8 protein-coding genes are annotated in these 13,446 nt (G+C 67.2%); 5 read left to right on the top strand and 3 right to left on the bottom strand.

All coding sequences use genetic code 11. The annotated features are described in order from the left end of the window. The first annotated feature begins 89 nt into the window (after window positions 1–89). Together lptF and lptG are read left to right on the top strand one after the other, a co-directional pair. The gene (gene lptF / locus INQ43_RS02455; RefSeq protein ID WP_194034968.1) at window positions 90–1,190 is read left to right on the top strand and encodes an LPS export ABC transporter permease LptF; all 1,101 of its coding nucleotides are present in this window, start codon (window positions 90–92) and stop codon (window positions 1,188–1,190) included. After that, complete coding sequence (gene lptG, locus INQ43_RS02450; RefSeq protein ID WP_194034967.1) at window positions 1,187–2,299, top strand: LPS export ABC transporter permease LptG; 1,113 nt, start codon at window positions 1,187–1,189, stop codon at window positions 2,297–2,299. Before lptF ends, lptG begins: the two co-directional genes overlap by 4 nt. A gap of 7 nt (window positions 2,300–2,306) precedes the next feature. On the opposite strand, the gene INQ43_RS02445 is transcribed toward lptG, so the two are convergent. Further along, window positions 2,307–2,732 carry an RDD family protein gene (locus INQ43_RS02445; RefSeq protein ID WP_194034966.1) on the bottom strand — a complete coding sequence of 142 codons (426 nt, stop codon included), beginning with the start codon at window positions 2,730–2,732 and terminating at the stop codon, window positions 2,307–2,309. A gap of 134 nt (window positions 2,733–2,866) precedes the next feature. Between INQ43_RS02445 and xerD the strand changes: the two genes are divergently transcribed. Continuing rightward, window positions 2,867–3,841, top strand: a complete 975-nt coding sequence (gene xerD / locus INQ43_RS02440) for a site-specific tyrosine recombinase XerD (protein WP_194034965.1) — start codon at window positions 2,867–2,869, stop codon at window positions 3,839–3,841. 114 nt (window positions 3,842–3,955) lie between these two features. On the opposite strand, the gene INQ43_RS02435 is transcribed toward xerD, so the two are convergent. Continuing rightward, a complete protein-coding gene (locus tag INQ43_RS02435) occupies window positions 3,956–5,833 on the bottom strand; it encodes an ATP-binding cassette domain-containing protein (protein ID WP_194034964.1) in 1,878 nt (625 codons plus the stop codon). Window positions 5,834–6,003: 170 nt separating this feature from the next. Between INQ43_RS02435 and ybaL the strand changes: the two genes are divergently transcribed. Next, on the top strand, window positions 6,004–7,707 hold the full coding sequence (gene ybaL / locus INQ43_RS02430) for a YbaL family putative K(+) efflux transporter (protein WP_194037016.1): 1,704 nt from the start codon (window positions 6,004–6,006) through the stop codon (window positions 7,705–7,707). Between the two features lie 149 nt (window positions 7,708–7,856). Then, window positions 7,857–10,265: a TonB-dependent receptor gene (locus INQ43_RS02425; protein WP_194034962.1), complete on the top strand. Its 2,409-nt coding sequence runs from the start codon at window positions 7,857–7,859 to the stop codon at window positions 10,263–10,265. A gap of 120 nt (window positions 10,266–10,385) precedes the next feature. Here the strand turns inward: INQ43_RS02425 and clpB are convergent, their stop codons facing one another. Continuing rightward, a complete protein-coding gene (gene clpB, locus INQ43_RS02420) occupies window positions 10,386–12,971 on the bottom strand; it encodes an ATP-dependent chaperone ClpB (RefSeq protein ID WP_194037015.1) in 2,586 nt (861 codons plus the stop codon). Between the last annotated feature and the right edge of the window lie 475 nt (window positions 12,972–13,446).

Raw genomic sequence — 13,446 nt, 5'->3', positions numbered from 1 at the left:
CTGGAAGCGAGCGAACGAACCTGCAAGTCTAAAGCAAGCCCCTGTCTTATTAAAAAAGCGCCGCGTGGCGCACACGTCCAAGGCCTCCGATGCTCAAGCTCGACCGTTACCTGCTGAGCGAACTCGCCCAATCCACCTTCGCCACGCTGGTGGTGTTGCTCGTCGTCAGCGTCGGCGGCGTGATCACCGATGTGCTCAAGGACATCGCCTCCGGGCGGTTGCCGGCGGGGCTGATGCTCAGCCAGCTGGGCCTGGTGCTGCTGAGCTGGCTGCCGCTGATCCTTCCATTGGCACTGATGCTGGGGATGATGCTCGGCATCGGCCGGCTCTACCGCGACTCGGAAATGCCGGTCATCCACGCGATGGGCGTCGGTCCGGTCCGCCTGTTGCGCCCGGTCATGGCGCTGGTGCTGCCGGTGGTGGTGATCGTGGCGCTGTGCTCGCTGTGGCTGGGCCCCAAGGCCGAGCGCGTGTCGCGGCAGATGATCAACGAAGCCAACCGCAACCTGGTCATCTCCGGCCTGTCGCCCGGCAGCTTCACCGAGATTCCCGGCGGCGGCGGTGTGGTCTATGTCGGCTCGATGTCCGGTGATGGAACCCGCTTCCAGCGCATCTTCATCTACCGCCAGAACGAGGGCCGGCTGGACGTCACCACCGCCAACACCGGCTCGCTGAGCGTGGAGGACGACGGTGAGCGCTACCTCACCCTGGACAACGGCTTCCAGGTCGAGGGACCGGTGGATGGGGGCAAGGACTACCGCCTGATGCGCTACGCCAGCAACGACGTGCGCCTGCCGGCCGGCAAGGAGCGCTACGACCCGAATGACCCGCGAACGATGCCCACGCTGGAGTTGCTGGGTGATCCGCGCCGGGCGTCCATCGCCCAGTTGCATGGACGCCTGGCGCCGCCATTGCTGACGCTGGCGTTCGCCTTGCTGGCGGTGCCGCTGGCGCGCAGCACGCCGCGCCAGGCCCGGTTCGGCGGCGCGATGATGGGCTTCTTCGCCTACCTGATCGGCATGAACCTGATGCAGGTCGGCCAGGGCTGGCTGGCCAGCGGCCGTATTCCCCCCGCGCTCGGGCTGTGGTGGCTGGTGCTCCCGCTGCTGGCGGTGGGGGTGTGGATGTACGTCAAGGACGGCGCGATCGCCATTCCGCGCCTGCGCCTGCGCAAGGGCGCAGCGCCATGAGGGGCCGTGCGATGAGCTTTCCGAAGATCCACGACCTGTACCTCGCACGCACCGTGCTGACGACGGTGATGCTGACCTGGGCGGTGCTGCTGGGCCTGGACATGATGCTGTCGATGGTCAGCGAGTTCGGCAATGTCGGCGAAGGCGGTTACGGCGTCGTCCAGGCGCTGACCTACGTGCTCTACACCGTCCCGCGCCACGCCTACACGCTGTTTCCGACCGCGGCCGTGATCGGTGCCCTGATGGCGCTGGGGCAGCTGGCGGCCACCTCGGAGCTCACTGCGCTGCGGGCCATCGGGCTTTCCCGCCGGCGCATGACCCTGGCGGTGATGATCGCGCTGGCCCTGCTGACCGTGTTGATGGTCATCAATGGCGAGACGCTGGCGCCGCTGGGCCAGCGCAACGCGGACATCCTCAAGGCCTCGTCGCGGTCCAACAACCTGATCGTCGCGCGCTACTCCGGCGTGTGGGCCCGCGAGGGCGCGATCATCCTCAATGCCGAGGGCGGCGAGGAGCGCAGCGACGGCGATGACCGCTGGCTGGAGCTGAACGACGTGCGCCTGTACGAGTTCGAGGACGACGGCCGGCTGCAGTCGCTGGCGGTCGCCAAGATCGCCGAGCATCGCCCCGGCGGCTGGCTGCTGCGCGAGGTCACCCGGACCACCTTTGACGCCGACTCGGTGACGCGCACCCAGGTCGCCGAGGAGCGCTGGGACTCGCAGCTGGACGCCACCGCGCTGAGCGCCGACATCGATCGGCCGCGCTATCTGACCGCCCGCGAACTGCACGAATCGGTCGCCTACCGCCAGCGCAACGGTCTGGACGCCAGCGACTACGAGGAGCATTACTGGGGCCGCTGGTTCTATCCGCTCAACGTCTTGGCACTGTGCCTGGCGGCGATCCCGTTCGCCTTCGGCAGCCTGCGCAGCGGCGGGCTGGGCAAACGGCTGTTCATCGGCATCGTTTTCGCACTCGGGTTCTGGTTGCTGCAGACCCAGTTCGTGAAGATGGCCAGCGCGTTCAAGTTCGACTTCCGCGTTGCGTACGCCTTGCCCACGGTGATCATGGTCGGCGTGTCGATGTTGCTGTTCCGCAAGCGCTCGGGCTGAGCGCTTCTCAGTCCGCCTTTGGCAGACGCCGCATCCGGGTGCCGCTGGCGCGGTCGTGCCAGGTCAGCCCGTCGCGGTCCCACAACGCCCACCAGAACCCCAGCCCGCCCAGCAGCAGCGAGAGATTGCCGACCGCGTAGCGGCCAAGCAACGCGCGCCACGACGGCACGTCTCCATCCGCGCCGACCACCTGCAGGCGCCACGGGCGCATGCCCAGCGTCTGGCCACCGAAGCGCCAACTGGCCATGGCGTAACCGGCAGTGACCAGCCACAGCGCGATGAATTCCAGCGCGCCGAGCAGGCCGCCGGTGATCGCATCGTGGTGGGCGGCGACAAACATCGCCGCGACCAGCAGCCACAGCCCCAGCGCCGGGAAGAAGTCGTACACCAGCGCGAGCAGTCGCCAGCCCAGCAACGGCGAGGAGGCCTGCATTTGTGAACGCCGCGGGGAGCGGGTAGAAGGCGCGGACGTGGGATTCATCGGCATTGCATCGGGAGGCATCAATTCTCGGAAAGCCCCGGAATTCTAGGCCACGCCGCCGCGGACCGCTCCGCTAAGCTGCCTGCATGAGCGACCCGTCACTTCCCCCCACGCCGACCACGCCTGCCGAGCGCCGGCAGGTGGCCATGGCGCAGCCGCCGCTGGCCGATGCCGATGCGTTGCTGATCGAGTCGTTCCTGGAGGCGATCTGGGCCGAAAACGGCCTCGCCAAACCGACCTTGGCCAGCTACCGCCGGGACCTGCAGGGGTTCGCGCGCTGGCGCAACGGCGGCGCCGGGGGGCTGGCCGGCACCGACCCCGCCGCGCTCTACGACTACCTGCAATGGCGCAGTCGCCAGCGCTACTCGCCGCGCAGCACCGCGCGCCTGCTGTCGAGCCTGCGCGCCTTCCATGCCTGGCAGGTCCGCCGCGGCGCACGCCGCGACGACCCCACTGCGCTGCTGGAACCGCCGCGCCTGCCGCGCCTGCTGCCCAAGGCGCTCAGCGAGAGCCAGGTCGAGGCTCTGCTGGCCGCGCCCGATGACAGCACCGACCTCGGCCTGCGCGACCGGGCGATGCTGGAACTCATGTACGCCTGCGGGCTGCGCGCGAGCGAACTGACGGACCTGTCGATGGGCGCAATCAACCTTCGTCAGGGCGTGCTGCGGGTCACAGGCAAGGGCAATCGCGACCGTCTGGTGCCGCTGGGCGATGAGGCCCGGTACTGGGTCGAGCGTTATTTCGCCCAGGCACGTCCGCGCCTGGCCGGCCGCGCGGTCCGCGATGCGGTCTTCATCGACGGCTACGCCGAGGCGCTGTCGCGGCAGCAGCTGTGGCAGCTGGTCAAGCGCTACGCCACCGGTGCCGGCATTGATCCGCAAAAGATCAGCCCGCACGGCCTGCGCCACAGCTTCGCCACCCACCTGCTCAACCACGGCGCTGACCTGCGCACCCTGCAGATGCTGCTGGGCCACAGCTCGCTCTCAACGACCCAGATCTACACCCTGGTGGCGCGCGAGAAACTCAAGCAACTGCACGCCAACCACCATCCGCGAGGCTGAGCGCAGGGCCGCGGCTACCGACTGTGCGGCGGTACCAGGCCCGGACGGGCGCCGTCCGCGATACGGTTACGTCCGCAATGCTCGCACGAGCGCCGGGACTCAGGCCGCGTCTTCCTAGTAGAGCTCGAGCAGCTCGGCTTCCGCGGCATCCAGCTCGCCCTGCAGCTGCGCCTGCTCACGCCCCAGTTCGACCGCCTGCGCGCCGCCGTCGGCGTACACCGACGGGTCGGCGAGACGGGACTCCAGTTTCGCCAGGCGCGCTTCGAGCTCGCCGACCCGTTCCTCCGCCCGCGCCAGCTTGTGGGCGTTGGCTTTGCCGCGACGCGGCTTTCCCGGGGCGGCAGCAGGCGCGGACGTCACCTCAGGTGCGACGACACCCTTCTTTTCGCGCGCCTTGCCGTCATTGGAACTGTCGCGCGAGCGCAGCCAGACCGCGTACGCGTCCAGGTCGCCATCGAATTCCTGCGCGGTGCCGTCGGCCACGCGCCAGAACGTGTCGCAGACCAGGCCGATCAGGTGGCGATCGTGGCTGACCAGCACGATCGCGCCTTCAAATACCGCCAGCGCTTCCGCCAGGGCCTCGCGCATGTCGAGGTCCAGATGGTTGGTCGGCTCATCCAGCAGCAGCACGTTGGGCTGCCGCCACGCGATCAGCGCCAGCGCCAGCCGCGCGCGCTCGCCGCCGGAGAAGGTGTCCACCGACTCGAAGGCGCGATCGCCGGGGAAATTCCACTTGCCCAGGAAATCGCGCAGCTGCTGGGTGGACACGCCTGGCGCGATGTCGGCCAGGTGGTCGATGGCGCTGGTACCGGCGCGCAGGGATTCGACGGTGTGCTGGGCGAAGTAGCCGATGCGCAGGTCCGGATGGCCGCTGCGCTCGCCGGCCAGCAGAGGCAGCTCGCCGACCAGGGTCTTGACCAGGGTCGACTTGCCGGCGCCGTTGGGGCCCAGCAGTGCGATCCGGTCGCCGGCCTCCAGGATGAAGCCGATGTCGTGCAGGATTGTCGCCGGACCCGCATCCGTGCTGTAACCGCAATCGGCATGGGTGATCCGCAGCAGGGCGTAGGGCAGCTTGGCGGGGGCGGGAAATTCGATGCGGAATGCGCGCTCGATACGCACCGCCTCGGTGCCGGCCATCTTGGCCAGGCGCTTGACCCGCGACTGCGCTTGCTTGGCCTTCGCGGCGCTGGCGCTGAAGCGGTCGACGAAGCTCTGCAGGTGGGCGCGCTCGGCCTGGGTCTTCTCGTGGGTGATCTGCTGCAGCCGCAGATGCTCGGCGCGCTGGCGCTCGAAGGCCGTGTAGTTGCCCGTGTAGAGGCGCGCGCTGCCGTCGTGCAGGTGCAGTGTGTGGCTGGTGACCTCGTCGAGGAACTCGCGGTCATGGCTGATCAGCAGCAGCGTGCCGGGGTAGTGCAGCAGCCACTGCTCCAGCCACAGCACCGCGTCCAGGTCCAGATGGTTGGTCGGCTCGTCCAGCAGCAACAGGTCGCTTGGCGTCATCAGCGCGCGGGCCAAGTTGAGCCGCACGCGCCAGCCGCCGGAGAAGGTGCTTACCGCCCGTGAGTGGGCCTCCGCGGCAAAGCCCAACCCGTGCAGCAGCTTGCCGGCGCGCGCGCTGGCGTCGTAGCCATTGAGTTCCTCGAGGAGGTGGTGCGCCTCGGCGACGGCCTCCCAGTCCTCGCTGGCGAAGGCGTTGGCTTCGGCCTGGATCGCCGCATGCACCGGCGCGTCGCCGGAGAGGACGAAGTCGATCGCCGCATCCGGCAGCGAAGGCGTCTCCTGGGCGACGCTGGCGACGCGCACCCGTCCGGGAATGTCCAGATCGCCGCGATCGGCCTCCAGCTCGCCCTGCATGGCGGCGAACAGCGAGGATTTTCCGGTGCCGTTGCGGCCAATCACGCCCACCCGCCAGCCGGCCTGCAGGACCAGGTCGACTTTGGACAACAGCAGGCGCTCGCCGCGGCGGAGGGCGAAATCTTTGAAGGCAATCATCGGGGCATTGTACGTGGGCAGCCTTGGCGCAGCGGCCGGCCGTGTTGTACTCAAAGGGCCGGGCGTGCGTTCGTTCAGACCCCGATAGCCGGCCGTCGCACGCGACCTTCGCGCTTGCGGGTGCACAGTCGCACCGACATGATCGACTCCCGAACGCGCACTGGCCGCCCATGCCCCACGAAACCGACCTGATCAACATCATTGCCGTGGGCTTGCTGCTGGCGTTCGTCTTCGGCGCGCTCGCCAACCGCTTGCGTCTTTCGCCGCTGGTCGGCTACCTAGCCGCCGGCATCGTGGCCGGGCCGTTCACCCCCGGCTTCGTCGGCGACCAGGACCTGGCCGCGCAGCTGGCCGAGATCGGCGTGATGCTGCTGATGTTCGGGGTCGGGCTGCACTTCTCGATCAAGGACCTGATGGCCGTGAAGTGGATCGCCATCCCGGGCGCGCTGGCGCAGACCACGGTCGCCACGCTGCTCGGCTGGGGACTGGCCTCGTGGATGGGCTGGTCGACCGTGCACGGGCTGGTGTTCGGTTTCTCGCTGGCCACCGCCAGTACCGTCGTACTGCTGCGGGCGATGGAGGACCGCCGCCTGCTGGACACCAACCGCGGCCGCATCGCGGTGGGCTGGCTGATTGTCGAGGATCTCCTTTGCGTGGTCGCGCTGGTGCTGATGCCGGTGCTGGGCGAGATCACCAATCCCAGCCCGGGCGGCGAGGTCCACACCTTCGGGTCGATCGTGGTGTCGATGGTGCTGACGGTGATGCAGGTGTCGGCCTTCGTCGCGGTGATGCTGGTGGTCGGGCGCCGGGTGATTCCGTGGGTGCTGGAGCGTACGGCGGGAACGGGCTCGCGTGAGCTGTTCACGCTGGCGGTATTATCCATCGCGCTGGGCGTGGCCTACGGCTCGGCGGAACTGTTCGGGGTGTCGTTTGCGCTGGGCGCGTTCTTCGCCGGGCTGCTGCTCAACGAGTCGGAGTTCAGCCACAAGGCGGCCAGCGACTCGCTGCCGCTGCGCGACGCGTTCGCCGTGCTGTTCTTCGTCTCGGTGGGCATGTTGTTCGACCCGCGGATTCTGGTGGAACAGCCGCTGCATGTGCTGGCCACGGTGCTTATCATCCTGTTCGGCAAATCCGCGGCGGCGTACGTCATCGTGCGCGCATTCGGCTATCCCAACATCACTGCGCTGACCATTTCCGCCAGCCTGGCGCAGATCGGCGAGTTCGCCTTCATCATCGCCGGCTTGGGCGTGGCGCTGGGGATCATGAACGACGAGGCGCAGGATCTGGTGCTGGCCGGGGCGCTGATCACGATCATGCTCAACCCGCTGATTTTCGTGCTGGTGGATCGCTGGCAGGCGCGCAACGAGCAGCGCGGAGCCGAGCAGGGAGTGCCGGCACCCACCGCCGGCCCCGCACTGGAGCTGGACAACCACGCGATCGTGATCGGTTTCGGCCGCGTCGGCCGCGAGCTGGTCAAGCTGCTGCGTGAGAAAGGCGTGCCAGTGCTGGTAATCGACGACAGCGGCCATCACGTCGACCGCGCGCATGCGATGGGCATTCCGGCAATCCGTGGCAACGCCGCCGCCGACCTGGTACTGGCCGAGGCACATCCGGAAAACGCGACCATCGCGATCCTCGCCATTCCGCAACCGCTGGAGGCCGGCGAGACCATGGCCAAGCTGCGCGCGATCAACCCCTCGCTGACCCTGCTGGCGCGCGCGCACAGCGATGGCGAGGTGCAACACCTGCTTGCCCACGGCGCGGACGGGGTGGTGCTGGCCGAGCGCGAGCTCGCCCACAGCCTGGCGGAGATGGTGATGGCCACGCCCACCTACCGCGGTGCAAACCATCTCCCTCGCGTCGCAAGCGACTGAGAAACGGGCGGTTGCCCGTTCATCCTGCGGGCAGCCCGTCGTTGCACGCGTGTTCACCCGGCATTCCATCGGGGCCGTTTGACCCAAGCGCTAAAATTGCGTTAATAGGGAGGACGCCGTCGCTACGGCGAATTCCGGAAAACTCCCCCATGACGCCACGCCGCCTCCCCCTCGCCATCGCACTGGCCATCGCTGCTCCGGTCGCCTTCGCGCAGTCCGCGCCAGCTCCCAGAAACCCTACAACCCTTGACCAGATCATCGTCACCGGCACCCGGGTCACTGACCGCACGGTCGCCGAGTCGCAGTCGCCGATCGACATCATCACCCCCGAGATCCTGCAGGCCACCGGCACCACCGAGCTGGCGACGGCGCTCGCGCGCGCCCTGCCCTCGCTGAACTTCCCGCGTCCGGCGGTGACCGACGGCACCAGCGCGATCCGTCCGGCGCAGTTGCGCGGCCTCTCGCCCGACCAGGTGCTGGTGCTGGTCAATGGCAAGCGCCGCCACGTATCCGCCCTGCTCAACGTCAACGGCAGCATCGGCCGCGGTTCCTCGGCGGTGGATCTCAACGCCATTCCGGTCGCGGCGATCGCGCGGGTCGAGGTACTGCGCGACGGCGCCTCCGCCCAGTATGGTTCGGATGCCATCGCCGGTGTGGTCAATATCGTGCTCAAGGGCAGCGAGGGCGGCGGCGGACTGGCCGTCGACTTCGGTCGCTACTCCGCGGGCGACGGCTCGCAGTTCCAGCTCTCCGGCGACACCGGCGCGCGCTTTGCCGAAGACCGCGGCTTCGTCCACGTCGCAGGGCAGCTCGGACAACAGGATCCAACCAATCGCGCCGGTCCTTTCCAGCCCTACTCGCCGTCGGCGCTGCCCAACCAGGGCAACAATCCCGGCCTGGGTGAAGTGGGCTACATGTACGGCGATCCGCAGGTCGACTCGCGCGCGGTCTCGGCCAACGCCGGCTTCGATTTCAGCGACAACATCAGCGCCTACGCGACTGCGGCGGCCAGCAATCGGGACATCACGTCATACGCGTTTCACCGCTCACGCAACCACAGCGGCCAGGGCGCGCTGATCTCGCAGTTCTACGACGCCGGTTACGTGCCCGAAATCGCGATGCTGTCGCAGGACCGATCGCTGGTAGCCGGCCTGAAGGGCAGCAACGACAGCGGCTGGATGTGGGACGTGAGCTACAACTACGGCTACAACCACATCGACTTCCAGACCCGCAACACGCTCAACTACAGCCTCGGATCCGCCAGCCCGACCAGCTTCTATGACGGGGCGCTGGAATACACCCAGAACCTGGTGAACGCCGATGTCACCAAGACCCTGGATTGGGGAATGCAATACCCGGCGACGCTCTCGTTTGGCGCCGAATACCGCCGCGAGAAGTGGAACCAGTCCCCGGGCGAACCCAACTCCTACGCCAATGGCGGCGCGCAGGGCTTCCAGGGCTTCACGCCGCAGAACTCCGGCCATTTCGACCGCGACAGCTATGCGGCCTACATCGGCCTGGAGGCGGACTTCACCGACAAATTCTCCGCAGGCATTGCGGGGCGCTACGAGGACTACAGCGACTTCGGCAGCGAGACGTCGGGCAAGCTCTCGGCCCGCTATGAATTCACCGACGCAGTGGCATTGCGGGGCACCGTCGCGAGCGGATTCCGTGCGCCGTCGCTGTCCCAACAGCACTACCAGGTGGTGACCTCCAACTACAGCGGCGCGCTCGATCGTTTCTTCGATTCCGGAACCTTCCCCGCCAACAGCGCCGCGGCGCGTGCCCTCGGCGCGGAGCCGCTGCAGGCCGAGACCTCGCTGTCCTACAGCCTGGGGCTGGTCCTGCAGCCGATCGATCAGCTGTACCTCACCGTCGACGCCTACCAGATTGAAATCGACGACCGCATCGTGCTCTCGTCCAACCTCCCGCTGGGGTCGAATGCTGCCGCGCAGGCACTGCTGGCCAGCCTCGGGATCAACGGGGTGACCGCGGCGCGCTACTTCAACAACGCCATCGATACCCGCACCCGCGGCGTCGACGTGATCGGCAGTTACGGCGTTCCGCTGGAAAGCGGCACGCTTACCCTCACCGCCGGCTACAACTACAACAAGACCGAGGTCACCCGCGTGGCGCCCAATCCGCCGGTGCTGACCGCACTGGACGCCGACTTCTACCGCGTCGGTCGCGACGAGCAGGGCCGGATCGAGGAAGGATTCCCGCGCAACAAGACCACGCTCAGTGGAGCCTGGAACCTCGATCGCTGGGACTTCGTCCTGGGTGCGACGCGCTATGGCGAGTTCACCACCCGCGTCGGCGAGACGGGCAACCCGGACTACGACCAGACCTACGGCGCCATCTGGACGGTGGACGCCTCGGCCAGCTTCAAGCCCAGCCAGGGCTGGGCGCTGACGGTGGGTGCGGACAACCTGCTCAACGAGTATCCCGACCGCACGATCGCACCCAACGCCAACCACAACCAGTTCCCGTACAGCAGTCAATCGCCGAGCGGCTTCAACGGCGCATTTGTCTACGGACGCATCGCCTATAAGTGGTAAGCAACGTCGCTGGATATAGGTGCACACCAGCGCCTGCAATGAAAGAGCCCCGCACATGCGGGGCTCTTTTTATTTTGGCCAGCGGTCAGAACAGCGTGGAGCCTTCAGTCCATGCCCCGCTCAGCCCTTCTTGAACACCAGATGCCCGCGCTCGGCATCGACGTGGATGGTCTCGCCGCTGATGAACTCGCCCGACAGGATCCTGCTCGCCAGCGGGTTCTCCAGTTGCTGCTGGATTGCGCGCTTCAGCGGCCGCGCCCCGTACACCGGGTCAAAGCCGACATCGGCCAGCAGGGCCAACGCACTGTCTGACAACTCCAGGGCCAGGCCGCGTTCTGCCAGACGCTTGTCCAGGCCATGTAGCTGGACCTTGGCGATCTCGCGGATCTGCTGCTTGTCCAGCGAATGGAACACCACGATGTCGTCCAGCCGGTTGATGAACTCCGGGCGGAAGTGGCTCTGCACCACGCCCATCACCGCGGCCTTCATCTGGGTGTAGCTCTCGGGTGAGTCATCACCATCCATCTCTTGGATCATCTGGCTGCCCAGGTTGGAGGTCATCACGATCACCGTGTTGCGGAAGTCGACCGTGCGGCCCTGGCCGTCGGTCAGGCGGCCATCGTCCAGGACCTGCAGCAGGATGTTGAACACGTCCGGATGCGCCTTTTCCACCTCGTCGAGCAGGATCACGCTGTAGGGCCGGCGGCGCACCGCCTCGGTCAGGTAACCGCCCTCCTCGTAACCGACGTACCCCGGGGGCGCACCGACCAGCCGGCTGACCGCGTGCTTCTCCATGAACTCGCTCATGTCGATGCGGATCATCGCCTCGGTGCTGTCAAACAGGAACTCCGCCAGCGCCTTGCACAGCTCGGTCTTGCCCACGCCGGTGGGTCCGAGGAACAGGAACGAGCCGCTGGGGCGGTTGGGGTCGGACAGCCCGGCGCGCGAGCGCCGCACCGAATCGGAGACGACCTTGATCGCCTCGTCCTGGCCGATGACGCGTTTGTGCAGCAGCTCTTCCATCTGCAGCAGCTTCTCGCGCTCGCCCTCGAGCATTTTCGAGACGGGAATGCCGGTCCAGCGGCTGACGACCTCGGCGATTTCCTCGTCGGTGACCTTGTCCTGCAGCAGGGTGAAACCCTTGGTCTCGGCCTCGTGCGCGGCCTGCGCCTGCTTTTCCAGCTCCGGCAGGCGGCCATACTGGATCTCGCTCATGCGACCGTAGTCCTGCGCGCGCTGGGCGGCCTCCAGCTCCAGCTTGGCGGCCTCGATCTTCTCCTTGATCTTCGTCGCGCCCTGCAAGGTGGCCTTCTCGGCCTTCCAGACCTCCTCCAGGTCGTTGAACTCGCGCTCGAGCACGGCGATCTCGTCCTGCAGGTCGGCCAGGCGCTGCTTGCTCGCCTCGTCCTTCTCCTTCTTCAGCGCCTCGCGCTGGATCTTCAGCTGGATCAGGCGGCGCTCCTTGCGGTCCAGCTCCTCGGGCTTGGAGTCGATCTCCATGCGGATCCGGCTGGCCGCCTCGTCCATCAGGTCGATGGCCTTGTCGGGCAACTGGCGGTCGGCGATGTAGCGGTGGCTCAGGGTGGCGGCGGCGACGATTGCCGGATCGGTGATCTCCACGCCGTGGTGGACCGCGTAGCGCTCCTTCAGACCGCGCAGGATCGCAATGGTGTCCTCCACGCTGGGCTCGCCGACCAGCACCTTCTGGAAGCGGCGTTCCAGCGCGGCATCTTTTTCAATGTACTGGCGGTACTCGTCCAGCGTGGTCGCGCCAATGGCATGCAGCTCGCCACGTGCCAAGGCCGGCTTGAGCATGTTGCCGGCGTCCATCGAGCCTTCGGCCTTGCCGGCGCCGACCACGGTGTGCAGCTCGTCGATGAACAGGATCACCTGGCCTTCGCTCTTGGCCAGATCGCTGAGCACGCCCTTGAGGCGCTCCTCGAATTCGCCGCGGAACTTCGCCCCGGCAATCAGCGAGCCCATGTCCAGCGACAGCAGGCGACGTCCGCGCAGCCCTTCGGGCACCTCGTTGTTGATGATGCGCTGGGCCAGGCCTTCGGCGATCGCGGTCTTGCCCACGCCGGGCTCGCCGATCAGCACCGGATTGTTCTTGGTCCGGCGCTGCAGCACCTGGATCGTGCGGCGGATTTCCTCGTCGCGACCGATCACCGGGTCGAGCTTGCCCGCCTCGGCCAGCGCGGTCAGGTCGACGGTGTATTTCTCCAGCGCCTGGCGCTGGTCCTCGGCGTTTTCCGACTGCACGGCCTCACCTCCACGAATCCTGTCGATCGCCGCCTCCAGGCGGGACTTGTCCGCGCCGGCGGCCTTCAGCGCGCGGCCAGTCTCTCCACCATCCTCCAGCGCGGCCAGCACGAACAGTTCGGTGGCAATGAAACCGTCCCCGCGCTGCTGGGCGTACTTGTCGGCCAGGTTGAGCAGGCGGGAAAGATCGTTGCCGACACTGACGTTGCCCGCCTGGCCCGAAACGGTCGGGAGATTCTGCAAGGCCTCACCGAGGCGCTCACGCAGCAATGGGACGTTGACGCCGGCCTGCGACAGCAACGGGCGCGTGCTGCCGTCCTTCTGGTCGACCAGCGCCGTCAGCAGGTGCACCGGTTCAATGACGCTGTGGTCGCGCCCGACCGCCATCGATTGCGCGTCCGCAAGCGCCTGCTGGAAGCGTGATGTGAGCTTGTCCATCCGCATGTCGTTTCCTCGAGATTCAGGGCGACCGCGCGGGGTCGCGATACCCAAGACATGAGGTTTAAGGCCGCCAGTTCAAGATCCCGCCGGCTTGTTTGCGTGCCGGTCATCGCCGTTGCGGCATGATCCCCAAAAAAGAGAACTCGACATGCCCCAATACGATCCCCAGGCAATGCAGCGGAAGTACGAGCGCTGGCGCCAACTGCACCGGCAACAGGAAGAGGCGCAGAAGCAGTGGCTTGAGGCGCAGGCCCTGCTGCACGAACTGCAGGCGTACTACCAGAGCCCGCAGTGGCGCGAGGACCACGCCAACAACGTGTCGCTCGAGTGCCACGGCGAGTACAGCATCCTCAGCGAGGACACCCTTTGGGACGTGCTGGTGGATCGCGATGAAGTGGCGAAACGCTGGATGCGCCTCGGGCTTGACGCGTTCGACGGCAAGTAGCGGCTCGATTCGGGCCCGTCTGCTTTCCGCCGG

The sequence above is a fragment of the Lysobacter sp. H23M47 genome (assembly GCF_015209765.1).
GTDB lineage: Bacteria > Pseudomonadota > Gammaproteobacteria > Xanthomonadales > Xanthomonadaceae > Novilysobacter > Novilysobacter avium.
This window is presented reverse-complemented; position numbering and strand designations above follow the sequence as displayed.